Raw genomic sequence first — 23,617 nt, forward strand, 5'->3', positions numbered from 1 at the left:
AATGAGAATAGTGTTCATGGGAACACCAGCCTTTGCAGTCCCCTCCTTGCGGATGCTGCTGGAAGAGGGCTATGAGGTAGTGGCCGTGGTGAGTCAGCCGGACCGGCCGCAAGGCCGCAAGAAAACGCTGGTGCCATCCCCGGTGAAGGCGGCTGCACTGGAGCTGGGACTGCCTGTCCTTCAGCCTGAACGCCTGCGCCGCCCTGAATCAGTGGCTGAGCTGGCTGCCTATGAGCCGGATCTGATTGTTACCGCCGCATATGGACAGATTCTTCCCAAGAGCGTTCTTGAGCTGCCGGCGAACGGGTGTGTGAATGTTCATGGCTCACTTCTGCCCAAATACCGGGGCGGTGCTCCGATACAGCGCTGTATCATGAACGGCGAGAAGGTGACTGGTGTGACGCTGATGTATATGGCGGAAGGACTGGACACTGGAGATATGATCTCACGGGTGGAGGTTGCGATAGAGGATGACGATACCTCAGGCACGCTGTTTGAGAAGCTAAGCGTTGCCGGACGGGAGCTCCTCAAGGCAGAGATGCCGCGGCTGGCAGCCGGCCGTGTAGAAGCTGCCGCGCAGGATGACAGTGAAGCAACCTATGCGCCGAATCTAAGCCGGGAAGATGAACGGATCGACTGGAGCCGGGGCTCGCTTGAGCTGTACAACCAGATCCGCGGTCTGGTGCCGTTCTCGGGTGCGTTCACCCTATGGAACGGAGAGACCTTCAAGGCATGGGCTGCGGTGAAGCCGCAGGATGAGGAGCAGCCGGGCGGCAGCGCGGCTCCGGGCACCGTGCTGTCCGTGAGCGAACGCGGCGTTGAGGTGAAGACCGGCGACGGGACGCTCCTTCTTACAACCGTTCAGCCTGCCGGCAAAAAAGCCATGAGCGCAGCCGACTTCAGCCGTGGTGCAACCCTTGCGCCCGGCACGGTGCTCGGTTGAGCGCGGGCGGCAAGGGAGATGGCGGACAGCGTCCGCGTACTTCCGGCAATCAGCCAGCGGCCTCCGGCAGGAAGCCTGCCGCAGGCAGAACCGGCGGAGCAGGCCGGAACCGGCAGGGCGGCAAGCCCGCTGCGCCGGCTTCTGCGCGTGAGGTTGCTCTTGATATTCTGGTACGCGTAGAGCAGCAGGGCGCGTACAGCAACCTGCTGCTGGGAAGCAGCCTCCAGAAAACGGACCTCAGCCGGGAGGATACGGGACTTGCTACAGAGCTCGTGTACGGAACTCTCTCAAGGATGATTACCCTTGATTATGTCCTCAGCAGCTTCGTCAGCAAAGGGATAGCCAAGCTGGAGCCTTGGGTACGGAGTCTGCTGCGGCTAAGCCTGTACCAGATCATGTATCTGGACCGGGTGCCTTCGCATGCAGCCGTTAACGAGGCTGTGAATATCTCCAAGAGACGCGGCCATCAGGGCATCTCAGGTATGGTCAATGGCGTGCTGCGCAGTGTGCTGCGGGCTGGAGATCTGCCGGTATTGCCTGAGGGGCTGAGCCGGGAAGAGCGGATCTCCATTCTGCATTCCCATCCCCTGTGGATGGTGAAGCGCTGGTCGGCGGAATACGGTCCGGACACGGCAGAAGCTATGTGTGCGGCGAATAATGAGCCGCCCGCAGTCAGTGTACGTGTTAATACAACGATGATTAGCCGGGAGGACATGCTGGCAGAACTGCTTGAAGCCGGTCTGGATGCCGCAGAATCGAAGGTGAGCCCTGCGGGGCTGGTCATCAGAGGCGGCGGCAATCTGGCGCTGACCTCCTGGTACCGGGACGGCTATCTGTCCGTTCAGGATGAGAGCTCGATGCTGGTCGCCGAGGTTGTCGCTCCCGAAGCCGGGATGAAGGTGCTGGACTGCTGCGCTGCTCCCGGCGGCAAAAGCGCCCATATGGGTGAACTGATGAAGGACGAAGGCTCCATACTGGCCAATGACCTGCATGAGCATAAGGCTAAGCTGATTGCCGAGCAGGCAGCACGCCTTGGCCTGGAGTGCATAACCACTGCAAGCGGGGATGCGCTGGAGCTGGGCGTAGCCCTCCAGCCGGAATCCTATGACCGGATTCTGCTGGACGCTCCTTGCTCGGGGCTTGGGGTTATCCGCCGCAAGCCTGATTTGAAATGGCGCAAGCAGCCGGAGGATATTGCAAGCGTAGCTGCGCTGCAGCTTGAACTGCTGCAATCGGTCTCCGGCCTGCTGAAGCCGGGAGGCGTGCTGGTCTACAGCACGTGTACTACCGAGCAGGCGGAGAATAGCCGGGTTGTTGCCGCTTTTCTGGAGCGCAATCCCGGCTTCGCCCCGGTCAGCTTCAAGTCAGCCGTCTGGGAACGGCTGGGAGGAACCGCGCTTGCTGCCGGTGACGGCATGCAGCTGCTCCCGCACCATTATGGCAGCGATGGCTTCTATATTGCCCGGCTGGAGCGACTCTTGTAATATAGCGATTGTGCTTCCGTACTACAGCTTCCCGCCCGCAGATTCCTCCGCGCGGCGGGCTTTTCTTTTACCGGTTCTGAGTTTTGTGTTAAAATAGGAAGAATGAGAAACAATACGCATATAATTTATGAAAGCACAGGTGCAAAAATACAATGAAACCTTTAATATATGATTTTTCTTTAGAAGAGTTACAGCAATGGGCTAAGGACAACGGAGAGCCGGCTTTTCGCGGCGGGCAGATCTTTGACTGGCTGTATGTAAAGCGGGTTAATGACTTCGAATCCATGAGCAACCTCTCCAAGGCACTCAGAGCCAAACTGGTTGACCAGTTCAGTATTTCGGCACTCACCGAGATTACGAAGCTGGAGTCCAAGGACGGCACAGTGAAATTCCTGTTCGGTCTACATGATGATCATGCGATTGAGACAGTTATTATGAAGCATAATTATGGAAACAGCGTGTGTGTGACCACCCAGGTAGGCTGCCGGATCGGATGTACCTTCTGTGCATCTACCCTTGGCGGTCTCAAGCGGGATCTGACTGCAGGGGAGATCGTTGCCCAGGTTGTCCGCTCCCAGCAGATTCTTGATGCGCGCGGCGAACGTGTCAGCAGCATTGTCATTATGGGGACAGGCGAGCCCTTCGAGAATTATGATGCAACCATGAGATTCCTCCGTCTGATGATCCATGAGAAGGGCCTGAATATTGGCCAGCGGCATATCACCGTATCCACCAGCGGAATTGTGCCGAACATCTACAAATTCGCCGATGAAGATACTCAGATTAATCTGGCGATCTCGATTCACGCTCCTAATGATACGCTCCGTTCCAAGCTGATGCCGGTGAACCGCCGTTATCCGTTCGACGATGTAATCGAGTCCCTGCGCTATTATCAGGCTAAGACAGGCCGCCGGATCAGCTTCGAGTACGCTTTGATCGGCGGCGTGAATGATCAGAAGGAGCATGCAGAGGAACTGGCCGGTGTGCTGAAGACCATGCTCTGCCATGTGAATCTGATCCCGGTCAATCATGTGCCTGAGCGCAAGTATGTCCGGACTTCCCGCAATGATATCTTTGAATTTCAGCGTATACTGGCCGATCATGGCGTGAATGTTACCATCCGCCGTGAGCAGGGCCATGATATTGCGGCCGCTTGCGGACAGCTGCGCGCCAAACATATGGAGTTGGGGTGAGGATATTTGATCAGAACAGTTCAAGCCAGCGACATTGGCCGGGTACGTACCGTCAATGAGGATTCAGTCTGGATCGGCGCCACGCGCCACGGTTATACCCTCGGCATTATTGCCGACGGAATGGGGGGACATCTGGCTGGCGATACCGCGAGCAGGCTTGCACTTGAGACCGTCAGGGGGATTCTGGACCAGCTGGAGCCTGATCTTCCGGAGGCAGAGCTGAAGGAAGCGCTGACTGCCGCCATCATGGAAGCCAATAACACAGTTCACAGAGAAGCTCAGAGCGATGAGAAGCTCCATAATATGGGGACCACCATCGTTGCTGCACTGCTGAAAGGGTCGGCAGGCTATATCGGCCATATCGGAGACAGCAGGGCTTATCTGATCCGGGACGGTGAAGCCAGGCAGCTAACCGAGGACCATACGCTGGTGAATGAGCTGTTCAGGAACGGCCAGATCAGTCTGGAGGAGCTGGATAACCATCCCCGCCGCAATGTGCTTACCAGGGCACTGGGGACGGATACAGTGGTATCCGCGGATCTGGCATATGTTACGCTTGCGATTGGTGAGCTGCTGCTGCTGTGCAGCGATGGGCTCAGCAATTATGTCAGTCTGGAGCATCTGGGCAAGGTAGCCGGAATAAATGAAATATCTCTGGAAGAAAGAGCAGAGCGATTACTTCAACTGGCATTGCTTGCGGGCGGCAGCGATAATATAAGCGTTGCTATGCTGGAACACCAAGGAGAGGCCGCAGTGCCCGAGACAAAGGAGTGGGAAAGATGATCGGTCACGAATTGGGCGGCCGTTACCAAGTCATCGAACGGATCGGCGGAGGAGGCATGGCGCTCGTCTATAGAGCCCATGATATTCTGCTTAACCGGAATGTTGCTATCAAAGTACTGCGCAATCAATTTGTGCATGATGAGGAATTCATCCGCCGGTTCCGGCGGGAGGCGCAATCAGCTGCTTCGTTATCTCATCCCAACGTAGTCAGCATATACGATGTCGGCCAGGAAGATGAAATTCATTATATTGTTATGGAGTATATTGAAGGCAAGAACCTGAATGAAATTATTAAAGAGCGGGCACCGATGCAGGTGGATGAATCCGTGCGGATTACCTCGCAGATTTGTGATGCGCTGGATCATGCGCATATGAACCAGATTATACACCGCGATATTAAACCACATAATATTCTGATTGGTCGTAACGGGCGGGTTAAGGTAACCGACTTCGGGATTGCCCGGGCGGTTACGTCCACTACGATTACTCAGACAGGGTCTGTGGTCGGTTCTGTGCATTATTTCTCGCCGGAGCATGCCAAGGGTGTAGCTACGGGTGAGAAGTCGGACCTCTACTCCCTGGGTATCGTACTATATCAGATGCTTACAGGTGTATTGCCTTTCTTAGGAGAGAGTCCGATTAGCGTGGCGCTGAAGCATCTGCAGGAGGAATTCGAGGAGCCGCGTCTGCTGAATCCGCTGATTCCGCAAAGCGTGGAGAATGTAATTCTCAAGTCGATGCGCAAGAACCCGGAGGAGCGCTACCAGTCTGCCAAGCAAATGCTGCAGGATCTGGAGACCTGTCTGCTGCCTGAACGGCGCAGCGAAGCCAAAATGCTGTTCCAGGATGATGATGATGAGGACAGAACACGTATCATTCCGGCGATCAAGCCGCTCCAGCGCGGGCTAAGCAGCCGTGGCGGCGGAGAGGAGCGAATCCGCAGTATGGAGGAAGCTCCGCCGCCTGCTGCTGTGAAGCGTAAGGGCCGCGCAGCACTGTGGATCAGCCTTACGCTGGTCGTTTTAATCGCCATGACCGGAATTGTGTGGTATGTCAATTCCAAGCTGTCGGTCGATGAAGTCTCGGTGCCTGCAGTGACAGGGAAGACCTTCCAGGAGGCCAAGGCTGAGCTTGAGGCTGTGGGACTGTTTGCCGAGGAGCCCGCACTGGTTGAGTATAATCCTAATTTCGAAGAGAATATTGTCTGGAAGCAGAACAAGACCAATACGATGGTCAAAGAAGGAACTCATATTATTCTGACGGTAAGTGCCGCCAAGGTTCTTCCTAAGCTTAAGGATGTCTCTAACCTGAGTTATGACGATGCCGTCAAGGAGTTAATTGCGCTTGGCATAGCCCAGAGCAGAATCACTCCTGATGAACGCTTCAGTGAGGAATTTGCCAAGGGGAAGGTCATTAGCTCTGAGCCTGCCGCAAACTCAGAATATGATCCTGAGACGGTGAGTATCAAGCTAATCGTGAGCAAAGGCAAAGAAAACACCCAGATGCCGGATCTCCTAGGGAAGACCGAGAAGGAAGCCAAGGCTGCGCTGGAAAGTGTAGGTCTGGTGCTGGATGCGGTCAAACAAGAGCCGAGCTTCACTTACGAGAAGGGTAAGGTTACGAAGCAGTGGGCCTATGAGGCAGGGGATCTGGTCCCTCCAGGCGAGAAGATTACGATCTACATCAGCACAGGTTACCCTCCGGAAGCTTTGGAATTTACGTTTAATGTTCCGGTAGCACCGGCTGCTGAAGGCAAGAAGAGTAAGATTCGTATCGTGTTTGCCGATGCGCGCAACGGCGGCGAGAACCAGGAGTGGGGCACACGCACGATTGGCAAAAGCCAGACCTTATCCGTGAACATGCTGCTTGCCCCTAATAAAGACGGCATGGTATCAGTATACCGGGACGGGGAGTTCCTGGAGACTTATCCGATCACTTATGTCGATGTCAAAAATAACACTGTGCAGCAGCCTGAACCGCCTCCGGTGGAGACACAGACGCCTGCACCGACGGTTGCTCCTACCGAGCCTGCTCAGCCTACTGAGACTCCAGTTCCCGACCCGACAGCAGAGCCGGCAATTATTCCGCCGGACACCGGAGAAGGAGAGGTGCCGGGCGAGACGGACCAGACGGGTTATGTTCCGGGTAACGGACAGAATAACACTGAACTGGCTTCCGCCCTCAGCAATGGCAACAGTAATGGTAAGGGGAAAAGTAACGGTAAGGGCCCTGACAACAAGCCGGGCAAAGATAAAGTCCATAAATAATAGAACAGATAAGCTTCAGCCGGGCTGCCGGGAATACGGGCAGGGTTGAAGCAGCGAAATGACCCGGGGGACTATACACTTGGGTCATTTGCGCAATATACAGGAGAGGAAGGCTCAGCATGTATGCCAGAAGGAATCATAATTAAAGCGTTAAGCGGATATTACTATGTTAAGCCGCTCAAGGATGAACAGATTGTAACTGAAGAAGAAGCGGTACAGTGCCGGGGGCGCGGCATCCTGAAGAAGAAAGGAATTGCGCCGTTGGTCGGTGACCGGGTAATCTATGTGCTGACTGAGAACGGAGAGGGCATGGTTGATGAACTGCTTCCCCGTGAATCGGAGCTGATCCGCCCTCAGGTGGCTAACGTGAAGCTGGCAGTGCTGCTGTTCTCCGTGCGGGAGCCGGATATGAATCTTAATCTGCTGGACAAGTTCCTGGTTCATATCGAGCATTCAGGCCTGGAGACGCTGATTGTGCTGACGAAGCAGGATCTGGCCGATGATGAAGGCCAGGCTACGGAAGCCGTCAAAGCTCTATATGAGCAGATTGGTTACGAGGTCATGGTCACAAGCTCACTGAACGGATCAGGTGCGGATGAGCTGCATCAGCGACTGGCCGGAATCATCAGCGTCTTCTCAGGACAGTCGGGCGTAGGGAAGTCGACATTGCTTAACCGGCTTGTACCCGGTCTGGCACTGGAGACAGGGGAGATTAGCCTCCGACTCGGACGCGGGCGTCATACTACACGCCATGTAGAGCTGATGGATATAGGTAATGGCGGGTTTGTGGCCGACACTCCGGGCTTCAGCCAGCTGGATTTTCTGGAGCTGGGCGTAGAAGAGCTGTCGGAGTGCTTCCGTGAGTTCGCTTCCTATGCGGAGAATTGCAAATTCCGCGGCTGCAGCCATCTCCACGAACCGGGCTGCAAGGTGATAGAGGCCTGGGAGTCCGGGGATATTGCAGATAGCCGTTACGAGCATTACAAGCTGTTTTATAATGAAATGAAAGATAAAAAGCGGAGGTACTAAACTCATGGTAAAAATTGCTCCTTCCATATTGTCAGCAGATTTCGCAGCGCTTGGCGCAGAGGTGGCCGAAGCGGAAGCCAGCGGTGCGGACTGGATTCATGTAGATGTGATGGACGGACATTTTGTGCCGAATATTACGCTGGGTCCCGCGATTGTGTCAGCGGTGAGAGCCCATACTTCTTTACCTCTGGATGTACATTTAATGATTGAGAACCCGGAACGCTATATTGCTGATTTTGCGGCTGCGGGTGCTTCTGTGATTACAGTTCACGCCGAAGCCTGCGTGCATCTGCACCGAGTAATCCATCAGATCAAGGAGCTCGGCCTGATGGCCGGGGTGGCCATTAATCCGGCTACCCCGGCTGCGGCGGTGCGTGAGGTTCTGGAGGATGTAGATATGGTGCTTGTGATGACAGTCAATCCGGGCTTCGGCGGGCAGGCCTTCATTCCGCGCACACTGCATAAGATTACACAGCTCCGGGAGTGGGCTGAGGAGATCCATCACAAGGGTCTGCATATCGAGGTAGACGGCGGAGTAGCCGAAGCTACGGCGCCGCTTGTAGCTGAAGCAGGGGCCGATGTGCTTGTGGCTGGTAATGCGGTGTTTGGCCGCACCGACCGCGCAGGCGCGATCAAGGCCATTCGTGAGGCGGCGGACAGCGCAGCCCGGATATAGGCGAGGATACCCATTTACTATTGAACGAATTGACCCTCAATCTGCTGCATTCGCATACGGAAGGTATAGGCCAAGTTGTGGTCGCATAAATATGGTTACATGAGCAGAAATCTCATGTAGCCTTTTTTGCGGAGGTCTGCAATCGATGGAATATTCTTCATCTAGACAGGATCGTCTCCTACTGCACGGCATGAATTGATGGGAGGGTTAATCATGAAATTTTACACGTTCAAGCTGCCAAGATTTTTGGGAGGTTTTGTTAAAGCGATTTTGAACACGTTTCAGAAGAGTTAGGTTAAAGAAGACAAGTAAATATGAAAAAAAGCACCTTACGAATGTAAAGGGTGCTTTTTGCTACAAATATAATATCTCTTCTATTCTCGCTGAAACGGATACCGTCTATGAAAGAACGGCATGTCCGTTTCTACTTGGTATGAGATATCGCCAGGCCCGGGAATGATCGGAAACTAGACGCGTTCAACTTTACCGGATTTCAAAGCACGGGTGCTGACGTACACGCGTTTCGGTTTGCCGTTCACCAAGATACGAACCTTCTGAACGTTAACTCCCCAAGAGCGACGGTTGCGGTTGTTAGCGTGAGACACGTGGTTACCGCTGCCCGGTTTCTTGCCTGTTACTGTACATGTGCGGGACATAGATTACACCTCCTTGTTACTTACACCTGCGTAAAACAATACTTGAATATCATATCACAGCAAAAATTGCTTCGTCAACCGATTCAAAAACATTTATTTCTGTAGACTCTTATAGTACAATATAAATTAGTGCATTATGTCCAGTTGATCATTGAATTGATTAGGCATGAAGTTAGGAAGGGGAATTCTCATTGAGTAAGCGTTCTATAAACGGGACAGATTTTACCGCAATGGTACTAGCCGGTGCGGAAATGCTGCAGCAGCATGCCGAGCATGTCAATTCATTGAATGTGTTTCCGGTGCCGGATGGCGATACGGGCACGAACATGAATCTGACTATGACCGCAGGCGCGAACGAATTGAAGAGAAACAACACGGCCTCTGTCGGTCAATGTGCAGGAGTGCTGTCGAAGGGACTATTGATGGGCGCGCGCGGGAACTCCGGCGTTATTTTGTCACAGCTGTTCAGAGGACTTGGACGTTACGCGGCCCAATATGATGAGCTTAACACACAGCAGTTCGCTGCAGCACTGCAGACCGGGGTGGATACCGCCTATAAGGCAGTGGTGAAGCCGGTTGAAGGCACCATTCTTACGGTCGCCAAGGAAGCTGCCAGACATGCAGTGTATTATGCACGCCGCACAACTGATATTATCGAGCTGATGACTGAAGTCCTGGCCAAAGCTAAGGAAGCCTTGGCACATACGCCTGAGCAGCTGCCTGTGCTGAAGCAGGTGGGCGTGGTGGATTCGGGGGGCCAGGGTCTGGTCTACATCTATGAAGGCTTCCATCAGCATCTGACCAGCGGAGCGGTCTCAGCACCTGTGCAGACTCCTGTGCAAGGACAAGCCGCAGCTCCGGTATCTGTACCGGCACCAGTGTTGGCCAAACCTGAGCATGCCATGTCCTCCGTACAGTCTTCCGCGCAATCACAGCTCCATACGGAAGACATTGAATTTTTATATGATATGGAATTTTTCATTAACCGTCAGCTTGGCGCATCCGTGAAAGCGGATTTTGATGAGGAAGCTTTTCGGAAAGCGTTATCAGTTAACGGGGATTCGATCATCGTCATCTCGGATGATGAGACAATCAAGGTGCATGTGCATTCCAAGACTCCCGGAGAGGTGCTTAATCTGGCGCTTGTCCACGGGGAGATTACCCAGATTCACATCCTTAACATGCGTGAGCAGCACCGCGATCTGTTGACTGCCGGTATGGACATCGCTCCGATGCCGGATGTCTTCGCCGATATTCCGGAAGAGAAGGCCAGTGTGCAGGCGCCTGCGGTTCCTCCTGCGGATGATCTGGCGCCATACGGCTTCATTGCGGTCTCCTCAGGAGATGGAATTTCGGATATTTTCCGCAGCCTGGGTGTCGATGCGATCCTGGCCGGCGGCCAGACGATGAATCCGAGTACAGAGGATTTCGTGAATGCGATCTCTTCCATTTCCGCAAAGCATATCTTCATTCTGCCGAATAACTCCAATATCGTCCTGGCTGCTCAGCAGGCCAAGGAGCTGCTGGAGGGCGAACGTGAGATTACAGTGATTCCGAGCAAGAGTATTCCCCAGGGAATCTCGGCAGCCTTTGCCTTCCAGGAGGAGGATGCGGTAGATACCAACACCAGCAACATGCTGGAGGCGATTGCCCAGGTCAAATCCGGGCAGATTACCAATGCTGTACGGGATACCGTGATGGAGAATCTGGAGATCAAATCCGGTCAGTATATCGGCATCGAGAGCTCCAAGATTGTTGCTGCTGCCGATGATTTGCTCACGGTCAGCAAGGAGCTGTTGTCCAGCATGCTGGTCAATGGTGATGAGATCGTTACTGTACTCACTGGTGCAGATACCGAGGCTGACATTACGGATGCCCTCGGCAGCTGGCTGGAAGAGACGTATCCGCAGGTTGAGGTTGAGATTCATGAAGGCGGCCAGCCGCTGTACTATTATCTTTTTTCAGTCGAGCCGTAGAATCTCTACGTGAGTGGCGCAGCCAAATCATAGTATGGGGAGGAACATTATGAATCGTACCGTAATCGTTACCGACAGCACCTCCGATATCCCGCCTGCTCTGGCGGAGCAGTACGGCATTGAAGTCGTTCCGCTGACGCTGATGTTCGGCGAAGAGGCATTTCGGGATAATGTAGATATGACTCCGGAACAATTCTACGAGCGTCTTCCCCGCTCGCCGCAATTGCCGACCACTTCACAGCCGTCTCCTGTAGAATACATGAATGTATACCGCAATATACAGGAGAAGCATCCAGGCAGTTCCATTTTGTCCTTCCATATCTCCTCCGGCTTAAGCGGTACTTATCAGTCTGCTGTCATGGCCAAATCCATGCTGGAAGAGGACGGAGAAGCTATCACCGTGGTGGATAGCCTCTCCGCCTCCTACGGCTTCGGGTTCATGGTTGTGGAAGCCGCCCGGCTGGCAGAACAGGGGCATGCTCCTGCGGAGATTCTGGCGAAGGTGGAGAGTCTGCGTCAATCCCGCAAGCTGTATTTCCTCGTGGATACACTGGAATATCTGCAAAAGGGCGGTAGAATCGGCAAGGCATCGGCCATCCTGGGCACACTGCTCAATATCAAGCCGATCCTGTCCATTGATGCGGAAGGCATTATTTATGCGGTAGAGAAGGTCAGAGGGCGCAAGAAGGCAGTCGCCCGCATGATCGAGCTGTTCAAGGCAGATCTGCCGGGTGTGAATACAATACATGTGGCCGTGGGTCATACGGCTGAACCGGCTTCCGGCGAAGAGTTCCTGCGGGAGTTAGCCGGACATTTCACCTTGAAAGAGAAGGTTCTGACCAATGTCGGCCCTGTCGTGGGCAGCCATGTCGGGAACGGAACCTTAGCCGTATTCATCTGGCCCGCTTAAGGTTAGGGGATGAACATGGTGCTTACTTTGGATTCAATTGAAGTGAAACAAATAACTGGCGTGAGCGCTCAAAAGCAAAGCGAGCTTCACGCCTTTGGCGTCTTTACGGTGAAGGATCTGCTGGAGTATTACCCCTTCCGGTATGAGGACTTCCGTCCGAAATCTCTTAGTGAGGTCAAGCACGGCGATAAGGCAACCGTGGTAGCCAAGGTCATCGGCATTCCGGTGCTCCAGCGCTTCGGGGGCAAATCCCGCATGAGCTGCAAGATGGTGGCGGAGCCGTGGATGTTCACCGCTACGTGGTTCAACCAGCATTATGCGCGTGAACAATTGACGGTCGGCCGTGAAGTGGTGCTGACGGGGAAGTGGGACCAGAAGCGCAATCAGATTACGGTGACCAACTATGAATTCCCGGACCGAGGCGAAGGGAAGACAGGAACGTTACAGCCGGTATACTCCGTCGGGGGCAAGATTACGCAGTCCTGGATTCGCCGGATTATTGGCCAGGCGTTGCAGCAGTACGGGGACCTGATCCCTGAGATTCTGCCGCACAGCATTATGCGCAAATATGACTTCATGTCACGCAAGCGGGCCATAGCCACGATCCATCAGCCGGAGGACACGCGCGAGGGCCAGCAGGGAAGACGCCGGATGGTATATGAGGAACTGTTCCTGTTCCAGCTGAAGGTACAAGCCTTCCGCGTGCTGAACCGTGGCCGGATGGATGGCGTGGTTCATACGGTGGACAATGCAACAGTGAGGCAATTCGTGCGCAGCCTGCCGTTTGAGCTGACCGATGCCCAGAAGCATGTGGAGCTGGAGATTCTGCAGGATATGCGTTCAGGGTATTGCATGAACAGGCTGCTTCAAGGCGATGTGGGCTCCGGCAAAACTGTACTCGCGGCCATAGCGCTCTACGCAACTGTAAGATCCGGATTTCAGGGTGCGCTGATGGTGCCGACTGAAATCCTGGCAGAGCAGCATATGCGCTCGCTCACGAAGATGTTCGAGCCCTTCGGTATTACCGTGGGCCTGCTGACCGGCAGCGTAACCGGCCGCAAACGGAAGGATCTGCTGGCCTCTCTACAGATGGGCATGCTGGATGTGGTCGTCGGGACCCATGCGCTGATCCAGGAGGATGTCTTCTTCCGCAGCCTGGGGCTTGTGGTTACGGATGAGCAGCACCGCTTCGGGGTGAACCAGCGCAGTGTCCTGCGGCGCAAGGGGTACAACCCGGATGTGCTGACGATGACTGCCACTCCGATCCCGCGGACGCTGGCGATCACCGTCTTTGGGGATATGGATGTGTCTACGTTATCCGAACGGCCGAAGGGGCGTGTGCCGATTACCACCTACTGGGTGAAGCCGGATCTGATGGAGCGGGTGATGAACCTGATTAGCCGCGAGATTGAACAGGGGCGGCAAGCCTACCTGATCTGTCCGCTGATTGAGGAGTCGGAGAAGCTGGATGTGCAGAATGCGATTGATCTGCATGTGCAGATGTCTCAGGCTTTTCCGGATTACAGGGTGGGCTTGCTTCACGGGAGAATGACGCCGTCCGAGAAGGACGAGGTAATGCGGAACTTCTACAGTAACGAATTGCAGCTTCTGGTGTCTACAACGGTCGTAGAGGTTGGTGTCGATGTCCCGAATGCCACGCTGATGATTATCATGGATGCTGACCGCTTTGGGCTGTCTCAGCTGCATCAGCTGCGCGGCCGGGTCGGCAGAGGGGAGCATGCTTCCTACTGTGTGCTGATGGCTGATCCGAAGTCGGAGATCGGGCGCGAGCGGATGACTGCAATGACAGATACGGATGACGGGTTCGAGGTATCACGGCGGGACCTGGAGCTGCGCGGACCGGGGGATTTCTTCGGGACGAAGCAGAGCGGCCTGCCTGAATTCCGGCTGGCGGATATGACCGCTGACTTCGAGACGCTGGAGCTGGCGCGCGATGATGCTGCGGAGCTGCTGCGGGAGGCTTCCTTCTGGACCTCGGCGGATGTTGCGCCGCTGCGCGGGTATTTGCAGCAGGAACAAATTTTCCAGGGGGATTTAATTGACTGAACAGGCACATCCGGGCACCTGCCTTCATATACTGTGAATGATTGGATATGACAGGAGGTGCTGTACTTGGGTTATCAGCAATATGGAATCAGTCCCCAGCTGGTGGATCGTATCAAGCTGAAGATGAAGAATCCGGCGGTCAAGGAACGCGTCAAGAATATGATTACCGGCATCTCCAAACAGGAGCTGCAGGATACAGCAGTCGTGCGCAAGCTGGTGCGTAATGCCTCGACGGTGATGCATGAGAAGCTGACGTCTGCGCAGGAAGAACAAATTGTGAAATTCGTCATTGCCCAAAAGATTGATCCGAACAATACGTTTCACCTGATCCGCTTATGGGGGATGTTCCGCTGACAAATAGCAGGATTCAGTAGGCTCCGATAGGCGTGTAATCCAAAAAGCGTTCCCGTATGTTACTTACGGGAACGCTTTTTACTTGCTTTGTGCCGCTATGGAAGGCCATAGGGCTTAGCCCGGCGGCTTATTACGGAAAAGCGCTGAGATCCGGTTGTTCCGCGCGGCATTAATCACAATCTTGCTGTCCTGATCACAGTCATGCACGATAGAGGCAAGCTGCTCTTCCTCCAGCCTGCTGGCCAGACAGAATACTGTCCCTGGCTCTCCCTGCGGTCCTGTGGATTTTACGAGCTTCACCTCGCGGTCCAGCGACTGCTGGAGCTTGCGCCGAATCTCCTCGCATTTGCTGCTGGTAATGAACACCGCCTGCGTAAGTGAAAGATCTCTTAAGGAGAACCTCAGCGCTTCAAAGGCGAGCAGGTACGCGATGATACTATACATCGCCTGATCCCAGCCGAATAATGATCCGCCGTAGAGCAGGATGAGCATGTTGAACAGCATAATCGGCATCTCAGCCGATTTGGGCGGTCCTCCGTTCAGCAGCCGTACGCTCTGCTTCTCGCTTCCTGCGGTCAGCCCGCCGAAGCGTACAGAGATGCCCAGGCCGAACCCGAGGCATAGACCCCCGGCAATGGCCGCAGGCAGCGGCTCGCTGATTGCCGCCGGGAAATGGTGCAGTGCCAGAGACCCTGCTGTCAGACAGATCAGGCCAAGCATCGTATACAAGGCAAAGCGGAGATTTATCTGCCTGCGCGACATCAGAATAAATGGAAGGTTGAACAGGAACAGGAATAATCCAAGCCGCATTTCAGTCACATGGGACAGCAGGGCGGATAGTCCGGCAATGCCGCCCGGAAGCAGCTTATGCGGCATCAGGAACAGCTCCAGACCAACGGCAGCAAGTAATCCTCCGCCTACAATGGACAGCAGACGCAAGGTCTTAGAATAACGTAAGGGTGCAGCGTTTCTATATCTGACTTTCATAAGATTTCCTCCTTTCAGCAGGAAACCGGTATTTGTGTTGCGGGTTACGGCGGTTGCTGCTCATTCAGCGTACAGCCGCACTCCTACGAAATGTGAATTATATTTGAGCGGAATCAGCAGCCGCCGCTTCAGCAGAATGTAAATGAAGGGGAGCAGGGATACACAGAGCAGCAGCCCGAAAGGTCCGGACTCCAGCGTCAGAGGGTTCTCACGGGGAGCAAGCCTGACGGCCTGCGCATCATAAATCTGCGTATGATGCACGCGCGCTGGCTGAGCCAGCTTATGCTCATAGCGGTCCGGCCTTACAGAATGCATCTCAGACTCTTGTTCGTGCAGCATCTGGAGGGCCATGATCAGGAAGGTCAGCAGCAGCAGTGGAAGGAACACGGCCTTCAGCACATCCAGCAGTGACAGATGCGTCCAATCTCTCCTCATGAGAACCCCCCTCTTTTGTATATTGTAGTTAAAGCATATCATAGGATCTTAGCAGGGCCAAATATAATAGGCTGTTTTTTCAATGCCTGCGACTGCGGAATAACGAAACCGGAGCTGCTACGCTGCGTATTCTTTAGTAAATTGAACTTTTTGTGAAAAAATTATCGGAAGGAGCGGTTAATTTGCATCATGCAGGCTTATTTAACGGTTTGTACCCGGCAGCGTCCAGCAGCCAGAGCGGATTTTTCACGGAGGGGCCATTCTTGTTAAAGCTCATTCTGCTGCTGATCGCAGGCTTTGTTGCATATACGATTTGGAGAGGGCTCAAGACTTGGATGACCAACCAGACCAGCCCTCTGCAATCAAAGGTAGTCACGGCAGTAGCCAAACGGACAGAGGTCTGGGGCGGAAGAGGCCATATGGGAACCCACACGAGTTATTATGTGACCTTTGAATTCTATAATGGCAGCCGCAGAGAGTTTGAAGTGAAGCCTAAGGCGTATGCCATGATTGTGGAGGGGGACCGGGGGGAGCTGTCATATCAGGGCAGCCGGTTCAAAGGATTCGTGCGTTCGGATTCAGCAATAAATGCAAGGAAGTGAACCGGTCGCTCAGTAAGTGAGCCGAGGCAGTCTTCCTTGCATTTATTGTGTCCGGGTCTAGAGCACGCGCTGCATGTGCAGAATTACATTGCTCCAGTATCCGCTGTCCAGCTCACTGATCTGTACGCCGGGGTCACCCCAGGTGTGAATGAAATTCCCTCCGCCGATGTAGATACCGACGTGACCGGGAACCGCGTCGCTCTCGAAACGTCCGGGTACGGTGAAGAAGATCAGATCGCCGGGCTCCAGCGAGCTGCGCGACACCCGTCTGCCGATGTTGTCCTGATCTTTGGCCAGACGAGGCAGATCCACCCCGAATTTCTGAAAGACATGGCGTGTAAAGGACGAGCAGTCGAAGCGCTTGGTCTCTTCATAGGGGCCAGCGCCGAAATCGTAAGGTACACCGAGAAACTTTTTGGCATAGGAGACCAGCTCTCCCGTGTCCACGCTCGATACACTCTGAATCCGCAGCGGCTTCGCAGCCTCCACCTTGCCGGAGCCCTCTGTACTCTCCCTGTCGGAAGGAGTCGCGATATTGATCTCGCCAGTAACAGGATTCCAGCCGACCTCGGTCTGCAGCAGCTTGGACAAGGCGGTGGGGGTGATATAGATTTGACCTTCACGGCGGACGGGGACATCGGGAAGGGTGATTTTCTGGCCCAATGAGAACACCTGGCTGGAATCCGGCCGCAGCATATACATGACATCACTATAGCCGAGCTTGGTATAGCCGCCGCTTGCCGTGTCATCCTTCATCCGGAAGCCGATGGAGGCGACAGCCGGTTTGAGCGGAATCCAGTACTTGCCTTCCTTGTCGGTAAAAGAATTCTTCTCATAATAGCTGCCCGCAAATGTTCCGGTTGGGGTCAGCGAGTTAACCTTGGGAGTGCTGTCCTTGCTGGTGTAGCTGCAGGCGGTTGTTCCCGTAATGGCGGTAACTAGGATAGCGGAGGACAATAAAATTTTGCTTGTACGCAGATTGATTATTGGCATAGGGCACGCTCCATCTTCAAACTTTAAGGTAAGTTTGTGCAGGACCGCTTTTTTTATGTGCTGCAGGCTTTAGCAAACAATGTCAAGATAAACCGCAGATTGTTGAAGCGAGGAGATACTCATTGTGCGTATTTTGTAAAATATGGACCCCACTTAAATGATTGACGGGAAATCAACCTACATATAATATATGTTTAATAGATTCGGGGAGCGGATGGGGACAGGGTGCGGGCGTTCGCTTTAATGCTTTTAAAGATGAAAGCGATAATGCTGGACCGCTAGCCCAGGTTCTCGCGCTGAACCCGTACAAGAAGAGGGGTTATCTGATGAAAACAAAGAAGATTTGGATGGGGCTAAGTATGGCCTTGATGCTCGTAGCTGCCGGTTGCGGAAACAATAATGCAGCAGTGAAGAATGACGCGGGCACCGGGAATGCCCCGGCCGCAGCGACGGAAGCTCCAGCCTCGAATGCAGGCTCAGGCGATGCCAAGTCCTATAAGATTGCCATCTCGCAATATGTGGAGCATCCGTCACTGGATGCCACCCGCGAAGGATTCCTTGCTGCGCTGAAGGATGCAGGGATTGTTGAAGGGGAGAATTTGAAGGTGGATCTTCAGAACGCTCAGGCCGATCAGGCCAACAACCTGTCCATTGCCCAGAAAATTGCCGGCGACAAGAATGATCTGGTGCTGGGAATTGCAACACCTTCAGCTCAGGCAGTGGTTCAAAAAGTCAAGGACACTCCGATTCTGTTCGCTGCGGTAACCGACCCTCTGGATGCCAAGATTGTCAGTGATCTGGAGCATCCCGGAGGTAATGTATCGGGCGCATCGGATACCAATCCGGAGTCGATTACCCGCCTGATGAACTTCATTGCGACGCAGTTCCCCAAGGTGAAGAAGCTGGGCCTGGTCATTAATGAAGGAGAGCCGAATGCTGTAGTTATGGCGGATATCGCCAAAGGTGAGCTGGACAAGCACGGGATCGAGCTGGTGAAGGCGGCGATTACCAATACTTCGGAAGTGAAGCAGGCTGCGGATTCCCTTGTAGGGCGCGTAGATGCGCTGTACATTACGCTCGATAACTCCGTTGTCAGCGGCGTAGATACGATTATCCAGACGGCTAACGACAATAAGCTTCCGTTCTTCTCGGCTGACCGTGATACGGTAGAGAAGGGGGCTTTTGCTACGGTAGGCTTCAAATACTATGATCATGGCTATCAGGTCGGCCAAATGGCGGTAGAAGTGCTTAAGAACGGAAAAAGTCCCGGTGATATGAAGGTGACGATGCAGGAGAAGCTGGACTTGGTCCTTAATCTCAAGGCGGCGGCAGCACAGGGAATTGAAGTAACGGATGCTATGAAGGCTGAAGTGGCTGATCCGGGCAATAATATTATTCAATAACCTATAGATTTCATAAACAGGGTGCGTCCGAGGGTGGGCGCCCTTTGCCGCTTGAGGGAGGAAGTCAGCAATGTATAATTCATTAATCGGGGCTCTGGAAATGGGCCTGCTCTACGCATTCATGGCGCTTGGGGTGTATATTACCTTCCGTATTCTGGATTTCCCCGATCTGACGGTGGACGGAAGCTTCACAACCGGCGGCGCGATTGCCGCAGTGATGATCAATAGTGGTTATTCTCCGTTATTGGCTACCCTGTGTGCGTTGCTCGGCGGAATGGCGGCAGGAATGTGTACCGGTCTGCTTCATACCAAAGGTAAAATCAACGGGCTGCTGTCCGGGATTCTGATGATGATTGCCTTGTATTCGATCAATCTGCGGATTCTGGATAAGCCGAATGTCTCCCTCATGGGGGAGGATACGTTATTCAGCTCCATGAATCCTCTGCTGGTCATGCCTTTTATCGTTGTGCTGGTCAAAATCCTGATGGATCTGTTCCTGCGCACCGATCTGGGACTGGCCCTGCGGGCCACCGGCGACAACTCGCGGATGATCCGCAGCTTCGGGGTCAACACGGATTCAACAACCATTCTAGGGATCAGCCTGTCGAACGGGCTGGTGGCGCTCTCGGGCGCACTGATCGCCCAGTATTCTTCCTTCGCCGATGCCTCAATGGGGATCGGGATGATTGTGATCGGACTCGCGTCGGTAATTATCGGTGAGGCAATCTTTGGTGCGAAGAACGTTTTCCGGGCGACACTGGCTGTGCTGCTCGGCTCAATCGTGTACCGGATCGTTGTCGCTCTGGCCCTCCGGGTATCTTGGCTCAAGGCTTCCGACCTCAAGCTGATCACTGCAATTATCGTCATTATTGCCCTAGTCTTCCCGTCGGTTCAGCGGTATGTGAAGCAGAAGAGCACGGCCCGCAGACGGACTGCAGAGCTTGCTGAGCTGGCTCAACGCAGCAAGCAGAGAGGAGGGGCCGCTAATGTTGAAGCTTGATAATGTGTGTAAGCTGTTCAATCCCGGTTCGCCGGATGAGAAGGTTGCACTGCTGGGAATCGATCTTGAACTGAAAGCCGGGGATTTCGTCACGATTATCGGCAGTAACGGTGCCGGCAAATCTACACTGATGAACATTATCTCAGGCGTGATGAAGCCCGATCTGGGGGAAGCGCGCATTGAGGGCAGCTCAATCAGCCATCTGGCGGAATACCAGCGCGCACGCTGGATCGGCCGGGTCTTCCAGGACCCGATGGCCGGGACTGCGCCGCATATGACGATTGAGGAGAACCTGGCTATGGCCTACAAGCGGGGCAAGTCCCGCGGGCTGTCCTTGGGTGTCAATGCGCACAAACGAACGCTATTCCGTGAACAGCTTAGCCGCCTGGGCATCGGCCTGGAGGACCGGCTGCCGGCCAAGGTGGGGCTGCTCTCAGGAGGCGAGCGGCAGGCGCTGAGCCTGCTGATGGCGACCTTCACCCAGCCGCAGATTCTGCTGCTGGATGAGCATACAGCTGCGCTTGACCCATCGCGCGCGGAGCTAATCACCACCCTTACGGAATCCATTGTCCGTGAGATGAAGCTGACTACGCTGATGGTTACCCATAATATGGATCAGGCGATCCGGCTGGGCAACCGGCTCATCATGATGGATAAAGGCTCGATCATCCTTGATTTCGATGAGATGCGCAAAAAGGATCTGACGGTAGAGCGTCTGCTTGGCGAATTCGAAGCGATCAGCGGCCATAAGCTGGCTGACGACCGGATGATGCTGGGCTGATTCGGGATCATCATTCTTTAGCATTACGGCTTGATCTGCTGCCGGTTTAACCGTCGCGGATCAAGCTTTTTTGCTATTTCAGGCGCTATGTTCCGATTCACTTCCAGGTATGAGAGGTAAAGTTAAGGGAAAGAACATAACTTGAACATCAAACACCAATGGAGGCGACTGCACATATGACTGCGAAGAAACTGGAAGGCAAGGTTGCGATTGTTACAGGAGGCGGCTCGGGTATCGGCCGGGCATCTGTGCTGGAGTTCGCCAGAAGCGGGGCCAAGGTGGCACTTCTGGACCGGACGGTGGAGAATGCGGAGAAGGTGGCCGCTAGAATCAAGCAGGAGGGCGGAGAAGCCGAAGTGTTTGAATGTGATATTGCTGATCCGCAGCAGGTGGAGCATGCCGTGAACCAGGTAGTGGAGAAGTGGGGACAGCTGGATGTGGTCTTCGCCAATGCCGGGATCAACGGCGCCATGACACCGATTGAGACGATGGACATCGAGTCCTGGGATCAGACGATTCAGATTAATCTGCGTGGCACCTTCGCCACCGTCAAATATGCGATTCCTCATCTCAAGGAGAAGGGCGGCAGCATTCTGATCAACAGCTCGATCAACGGCAACCGGGTATTCTCCAATGTCGGGTTCTCTGCTTATAGTACGACCAAGGCAGGTCAGGTAGCTTTTATGAAGATGGCTGCGCTTGAGCTGGCCCAGTACAAGATTCGTGTAAACGCTATCTGTCCGGGAGCTATTACCACGAATATAGATGATAATACCTATCCTTCGGACGATCTCAAGGAAGTGCAGATTGAAGTGGAGTTCCCCGATGGCGGACAGCCGCTGGAGAAAGGGCCTGGACGTCCGGATCAGGTGGCCAAGCTTGCGCTGTTCCTGGCTTCTGAGGATTCGGATCATATCACCGGTACGGAAATCTACTGTGACGGAGCAGAATCGCTTCTGCACGGCTAATCCTTCTATAAGTCACTCATCGCTCATATGATGGGATAAGTGAGGTCTTCTCTGAAGCGGACGATGTTCCTTGCCGGAGCCTCAGGCAGTATTGCCTGAAGCTCCCGGTTAGCGGGGATACGCGTCCGTTTCTTTTTTTGAACAGGGAGCAGAAAATTTCAGTAAAGATTGCAGCGCATTTCAGGTATACTGATTCTATGTGCCATGACGGGCGGGAAAGGAGGGAAATGAAATATGAATATGGACCTGCTGCATACGGAATCAATCATTAAGCTGCTGGTGGCCATGCTGTTCGGGCTGTTCATCGGCATTGACCGCCAATTGAAACAGAAACCGCTGGGAATCCGGACCAGTATGGTCATCAGTATCGCCAGCTGTCTGGTTACCCTGGTATCTATTCATGCGTATGACAAATTCGGCGGACCGGAGCATCCGAGCATGGACCCTATGCGTCTGGCGGCGCAGATCGTCAGCGGTATCGGTTTTTTGGGAGCGGGTGTTATTCTGCGCAGAGGCGGAGATGCCATCTCCGGGCTGACCTCGGCAGCGCTGATCTGGACGGCATCCGGTATCGGGATTGCGGTCGGCGCGGGCTTTTTTGTAGAGGCGGGTTATGCGGTTATACTGCTTATGTTCGCGGTTAACGCTGTGCCTCTGCTTATCAAAGCCATCGGACCTGAAGTGCTGAACAAGCACGAGATCTCCATCAAAATCATTATGGAACCGAACTATATCCTGACGGATGTGATCCAGAAGATTGAGCAGCGTAATGTTATTACCGACCAGCGCAAAACACGCAAAACCGGCCGGACCATCCGGCGGATGAAGATCAAGGATCTTGAGGATGGCAGGCAGATGATCGACATGGTCGTTTCTGCGCCAGACAAGGATTATGCTACAGAAATCTATTATGATGTCAAAAAAATCGAGCATGTCATGAGTGTCGAAGTAGAACAGCTGTAAAAATGGCATGTTGCCATTCCGGCAGATGTGGTACTCTATCTATGAGAGAGTCATTTTGAACATATGGAAGGGGATTAATGTAATGACATCGATTTCAGCATTTGAAGGACACTATGAGGGCGAAGCTGCTGTCTGGCTGAAGGCTGGCCGTTATGAAGCGGCTATACTGCCAGGCATCGGCGGGAATCTGATCTGCTTCCGTGATACTGAGAGCGGTTACCGTTTCTTGCATGAGCCTGGCGCGGAGGAGATGGAAGCATTCAAGGCGAACCCGGGCATTCACGGCATTCCTGTGCTATTTCCGCCGAACCGCTATGAGGATGGAGAGTTCCCTTGGAACGGACAGACCTACCATCTGCCAGTCAATGAAGCTAAGACCGGCAATCATCTGCACGGCTTCCTACATACAGATGCATGGGAGGTAGAGGAATTCGGCACCGGCACAAGCGAAAGCTTCGTCACTGTAGCTATTAAGGTGGATGAGAAGCATCCGTCCTATCAGTATCTGCCATTTAAATACACGGTGAAGCTACGCTACACGCTCGGTGAAGGCGGCCTGTCCCAGCAGCTGCTGGTTCACAATGACGGCGATGTGCTGATGCCTTGCCTGCTGGCGTTCCATACCGCTATCAATGCTCCGTTCGCACCAGGCAGCAGCGCGCAGGATTACCGTGTTAAGCTGACGATTGGCGAACGTTGGGAGCTTAATGAGCGGATGCTGCCAACCGGCAAATTCCAGGAGCTGACCGCCGATGAAGTGGCTCTGCGCGGCGAAGGATTGTATCCGTTCTACGCTTCGATGGACAACCACTACACCGCAGCTGCCCAGAATGGCCGCAACCGGATGGAGCTTACCGACCGCAAAGCCGGAGTTACGCTGGTGTATGATGTGGGAACCTCGTATAAGCAATGGATGATCTGGAACAATGGCGCGACTGAGGGCTTCTTCTGCCCTGAACCGCAGATCAACCTGGTCAATGCCCCGAAGGTGGATCTGCCTGCTGATGACATCGGCTTGTTCGGGCTTGCGCCTGGGGAGTATTGGGAGGAGAGCAGCCGGATATACGTGAAGTAGGGGGAGACAAACTGAACTTCAGTTCGTAACCTTAGGCAAAGGCGTCATTCCGGAGAATATTTGGAGTTCCGT

At 54.0% G+C, this 23,617-nt stretch carries 23 protein-coding genes; 19 read left to right on the top strand and 4 right to left on the bottom strand.

Translation table 11 applies throughout. The features are described 5' to 3' along the window. The first annotated feature begins 1 nt into the window (after window position 1). The 8 genes from fmt to spoVM all read left to right on the top strand — a co-directional run bounded on the left by fmt (window position 2) and on the right by spoVM (window position 8,669). Window positions 2-943 carry a methionyl-tRNA formyltransferase gene (gene fmt / locus NSS83_RS00250; RefSeq protein WP_341347468.1) on the top strand — a complete coding sequence of 314 codons (942 nt, stop codon included), beginning with the start codon at window positions 2-4 and terminating at the stop codon, window positions 941-943. Continuing rightward, entirely contained in the window at window positions 940-2,427 is a 1,488-nt protein-coding gene (rsmB, locus tag NSS83_RS00255) for a 16S rRNA (cytosine(967)-C(5))-methyltransferase RsmB (protein WP_341347469.1), read from the top strand. The genes fmt and rsmB overlap by 4 nt, the downstream gene beginning before the upstream one ends. A gap of 152 nt (window positions 2,428-2,579) precedes the next feature. After that, window positions 2,580-3,620 (top strand): 23S rRNA (adenine(2503)-C(2))-methyltransferase RlmN, encoded by a 1,041-nt coding sequence (gene rlmN / locus NSS83_RS00260; RefSeq protein ID WP_036729399.1) that lies wholly within the window; start codon window positions 2,580-2,582, stop codon window positions 3,618-3,620. A gap of 6 nt (window positions 3,621-3,626) precedes the next feature. Continuing rightward, complete coding sequence (locus NSS83_RS00265; protein WP_341186260.1) at window positions 3,627-4,403, top strand: Stp1/IreP family PP2C-type Ser/Thr phosphatase; 777 nt, start codon at window positions 3,627-3,629, stop codon at window positions 4,401-4,403. Further along, window positions 4,400-6,670 (top strand): Stk1 family PASTA domain-containing Ser/Thr kinase, encoded by a 2,271-nt coding sequence (gene pknB, locus NSS83_RS00270; protein WP_341186259.1) that lies wholly within the window; start codon window positions 4,400-4,402, stop codon window positions 6,668-6,670. Before NSS83_RS00265 ends, pknB begins: the two co-directional genes overlap by 4 nt. 123 nt (window positions 6,671-6,793) lie before the next feature. Beyond that, the gene (gene rsgA, locus NSS83_RS00275) at window positions 6,794-7,699 is read left to right on the top strand and encodes a ribosome small subunit-dependent GTPase A (protein WP_341186258.1); all 906 of its coding nucleotides are present in this window, start codon (window positions 6,794-6,796) and stop codon (window positions 7,697-7,699) included. A gap of 4 nt (window positions 7,700-7,703) precedes the next feature. Next, the gene (rpe, locus tag NSS83_RS00280; protein ID WP_341186257.1) at window positions 7,704-8,375 is read left to right on the top strand and encodes a ribulose-phosphate 3-epimerase; all 672 of its coding nucleotides are present in this window, start codon (window positions 7,704-7,706) and stop codon (window positions 8,373-8,375) included. 213 nt (window positions 8,376-8,588) lie between these two features. Then, complete coding sequence (spoVM, locus tag NSS83_RS00285) at window positions 8,589-8,669, top strand: stage V sporulation protein SpoVM (protein ID WP_020431362.1); 81 nt, start codon at window positions 8,589-8,591, stop codon at window positions 8,667-8,669. Window positions 8,670-8,842: 173 nt separating this feature from the next. On the opposite strand, the gene rpmB is transcribed toward spoVM, so the two are convergent. Further along, window positions 8,843-9,031: a 50S ribosomal protein L28 gene (gene rpmB, locus NSS83_RS00290; protein ID WP_076074411.1), complete on the bottom strand. Its 189-nt coding sequence runs from the start codon at window positions 9,029-9,031 to the stop codon at window positions 8,843-8,845. Between the two features lie 191 nt (window positions 9,032-9,222). Here rpmB and NSS83_RS00295 point away from each other — a divergent pair, with 191 nt between their 5' ends. The 4 genes from NSS83_RS00295 to NSS83_RS00310 all read left to right on the top strand — a co-directional run bounded on the left by NSS83_RS00295 (window position 9,223) and on the right by NSS83_RS00310 (window position 14,338). Next, window positions 9,223-11,007 carry a DAK2 domain-containing protein gene (locus NSS83_RS00295; protein ID WP_341347470.1) on the top strand — a complete coding sequence of 595 codons (1,785 nt, stop codon included), beginning with the start codon at window positions 9,223-9,225 and terminating at the stop codon, window positions 11,005-11,007. 49 nt (window positions 11,008-11,056) lie between these two features. Further along, window positions 11,057-11,917 carry a DegV family protein gene (locus NSS83_RS00300; protein ID WP_341186255.1) on the top strand — a complete coding sequence of 287 codons (861 nt, stop codon included), beginning with the start codon at window positions 11,057-11,059 and terminating at the stop codon, window positions 11,915-11,917. A 15-nt stretch (window positions 11,918-11,932) separates the two neighbouring features. Further along, window positions 11,933-13,984 carry an ATP-dependent DNA helicase RecG gene (gene recG, locus NSS83_RS00305; RefSeq protein ID WP_341186254.1) on the top strand — a complete coding sequence of 684 codons (2,052 nt, stop codon included), beginning with the start codon at window positions 11,933-11,935 and terminating at the stop codon, window positions 13,982-13,984. Between the two features lie 66 nt (window positions 13,985-14,050). Beyond that, window positions 14,051-14,338 (top strand): stage VI sporulation protein F, encoded by a 288-nt coding sequence (locus NSS83_RS00310; protein ID WP_341186253.1) that lies wholly within the window; start codon window positions 14,051-14,053, stop codon window positions 14,336-14,338. 114 nt (window positions 14,339-14,452) lie between these two features. Here NSS83_RS00310 and NSS83_RS00315 read toward each other — a convergent pair whose 3' ends face one another. Beyond that, complete coding sequence (locus tag NSS83_RS00315) at window positions 14,453-15,325, bottom strand: YitT family protein (protein ID WP_341186252.1); 873 nt, start codon at window positions 15,323-15,325, stop codon at window positions 14,453-14,455. A gap of 60 nt (window positions 15,326-15,385) precedes the next feature. Further along, window positions 15,386-15,760 (bottom strand): hypothetical protein, encoded by a 375-nt coding sequence (locus NSS83_RS00320; protein WP_341347471.1) that lies wholly within the window; start codon window positions 15,758-15,760, stop codon window positions 15,386-15,388. 263 nt (window positions 15,761-16,023) lie between these two features. On the opposite strand from NSS83_RS00320, the gene NSS83_RS00325 reads away from it, so the two are divergent. Further along, the gene (locus NSS83_RS00325) at window positions 16,024-16,362 is read left to right on the top strand and encodes a DUF2500 domain-containing protein (protein ID WP_341186250.1); all 339 of its coding nucleotides are present in this window, start codon (window positions 16,024-16,026) and stop codon (window positions 16,360-16,362) included. 57 nt (window positions 16,363-16,419) lie between these two features. Here NSS83_RS00325 and NSS83_RS00330 read toward each other — a convergent pair whose 3' ends face one another. Next, window positions 16,420-17,355, bottom strand: a complete 936-nt coding sequence (locus NSS83_RS00330) for an NlpC/P60 family protein (RefSeq protein ID WP_341186249.1) — start codon at window positions 17,353-17,355, stop codon at window positions 16,420-16,422. A gap of 326 nt (window positions 17,356-17,681) precedes the next feature. Between NSS83_RS00330 and NSS83_RS00335 the strand changes: the two genes are divergently transcribed. The 6 genes from NSS83_RS00335 (at window position 17,682) to NSS83_RS00360 (ending at window position 23,545) form a co-directional block, all read left to right on the top strand. Further along, window positions 17,682-18,758 carry an ABC transporter substrate-binding protein gene (locus NSS83_RS00335; RefSeq protein WP_341186248.1) on the top strand — a complete coding sequence of 359 codons (1,077 nt, stop codon included), beginning with the start codon at window positions 17,682-17,684 and terminating at the stop codon, window positions 18,756-18,758. A gap of 70 nt (window positions 18,759-18,828) precedes the next feature. After that, window positions 18,829-19,758 (top strand): ABC transporter permease, encoded by a 930-nt coding sequence (locus NSS83_RS00340; protein ID WP_341186247.1) that lies wholly within the window; start codon window positions 18,829-18,831, stop codon window positions 19,756-19,758. Next, window positions 19,745-20,539 carry an ABC transporter ATP-binding protein gene (locus tag NSS83_RS00345; protein ID WP_341347472.1) on the top strand — a complete coding sequence of 265 codons (795 nt, stop codon included), beginning with the start codon at window positions 19,745-19,747 and terminating at the stop codon, window positions 20,537-20,539. Before NSS83_RS00340 ends, NSS83_RS00345 begins: the two co-directional genes overlap by 14 nt. A 176-nt stretch (window positions 20,540-20,715) precedes the next feature. After that, window positions 20,716-21,507, top strand: a complete 792-nt coding sequence (locus NSS83_RS00350) for an SDR family NAD(P)-dependent oxidoreductase (RefSeq protein ID WP_341021224.1) — start codon at window positions 20,716-20,718, stop codon at window positions 21,505-21,507. 240 nt (window positions 21,508-21,747) lie between these two features. Continuing rightward, the gene (locus NSS83_RS00355) at window positions 21,748-22,470 is read left to right on the top strand and encodes an MgtC/SapB family protein (RefSeq protein WP_341023281.1); all 723 of its coding nucleotides are present in this window, start codon (window positions 21,748-21,750) and stop codon (window positions 22,468-22,470) included. A gap of 82 nt (window positions 22,471-22,552) precedes the next feature. Further along, window positions 22,553-23,545: an aldose 1-epimerase gene (locus NSS83_RS00360; protein ID WP_341347473.1), complete on the top strand. Its 993-nt coding sequence runs from the start codon at window positions 22,553-22,555 to the stop codon at window positions 23,543-23,545. Window positions 23,546-23,617 lie beyond the last annotated feature (72 nt).

Source organism: Paenibacillus sp. FSL H3-0469 (assembly GCF_038051945.1).
Lineage (GTDB): Bacteria > Bacillota > Bacilli > Paenibacillales > Paenibacillaceae > Paenibacillus_AQ.

What these genes read in the sequence shown, in the direction of transcription:
- NSS83_RS00345 (WP_341347472.1), top strand. Translation starts at nt 19,745, where the DNA reads ATGTTGAAGCTTGATAATGTGTGTAAGCTGTTCAATCCCGGTTCGCCG.
- pknB (WP_341186259.1), top strand. Translation starts at nt 4,400, where the DNA reads ATGATCGGTCACGAATTGGGCGGCCGTTACCAAGTCATCGAACGGATC.
- NSS83_RS00355 (WP_341023281.1), top strand. Translation starts at nt 21,748, where the DNA reads ATGGACCTGCTGCATACGGAATCAATCATTAAGCTGCTGGTGGCCATG.
- NSS83_RS00300 (WP_341186255.1), top strand. Translation starts at nt 11,057, where the DNA reads ATGAATCGTACCGTAATCGTTACCGACAGCACCTCCGATATCCCGCCT.
- recG (WP_341186254.1), top strand. Translation starts at nt 11,933, where the DNA reads ATGGTGCTTACTTTGGATTCAATTGAAGTGAAACAAATAACTGGCGTG.
- NSS83_RS00350 (WP_341021224.1), top strand. Translation starts at nt 20,716, where the DNA reads ATGACTGCGAAGAAACTGGAAGGCAAGGTTGCGATTGTTACAGGAGGC.
- rlmN (WP_036729399.1), top strand. Translation starts at nt 2,580, where the DNA reads ATGAAACCTTTAATATATGATTTTTCTTTAGAAGAGTTACAGCAATGG.
- NSS83_RS00320 (WP_341347471.1), bottom strand. Translation starts at nt 15,760, where the DNA reads ATGAGGAGAGATTGGACGCATCTGTCACTGCTGGATGTGCTGAAGGCC.
- NSS83_RS00360 (WP_341347473.1), top strand. Translation starts at nt 22,553, where the DNA reads ATGACATCGATTTCAGCATTTGAAGGACACTATGAGGGCGAAGCTGCT.
- fmt (WP_341347468.1), top strand. Translation starts at nt 2, where the DNA reads ATGAGAATAGTGTTCATGGGAACACCAGCCTTTGCAGTCCCCTCCTTG.
- rpe (WP_341186257.1), top strand. Translation starts at nt 7,704, where the DNA reads ATGGTAAAAATTGCTCCTTCCATATTGTCAGCAGATTTCGCAGCGCTT.
- spoVM (WP_020431362.1), top strand. Translation starts at nt 8,589, where the DNA reads ATGAAATTTTACACGTTCAAGCTGCCAAGATTTTTGGGAGGTTTTGTT.
- NSS83_RS00315 (WP_341186252.1), bottom strand. Translation starts at nt 15,325, where the DNA reads ATGAAAGTCAGATATAGAAACGCTGCACCCTTACGTTATTCTAAGACC.
- rpmB (WP_076074411.1), bottom strand. Translation starts at nt 9,031, where the DNA reads ATGTCCCGCACATGTACAGTAACAGGCAAGAAACCGGGCAGCGGTAAC.
- NSS83_RS00335 (WP_341186248.1), top strand. Translation starts at nt 17,682, where the DNA reads ATGAAAACAAAGAAGATTTGGATGGGGCTAAGTATGGCCTTGATGCTC.
- NSS83_RS00340 (WP_341186247.1), top strand. Translation starts at nt 18,829, where the DNA reads ATGTATAATTCATTAATCGGGGCTCTGGAAATGGGCCTGCTCTACGCA.
- NSS83_RS00330 (WP_341186249.1), bottom strand. Translation starts at nt 17,355, where the DNA reads ATGCCAATAATCAATCTGCGTACAAGCAAAATTTTATTGTCCTCCGCT.
- rsgA (WP_341186258.1), top strand. Translation starts at nt 6,794, where the DNA reads ATGCCAGAAGGAATCATAATTAAAGCGTTAAGCGGATATTACTATGTT.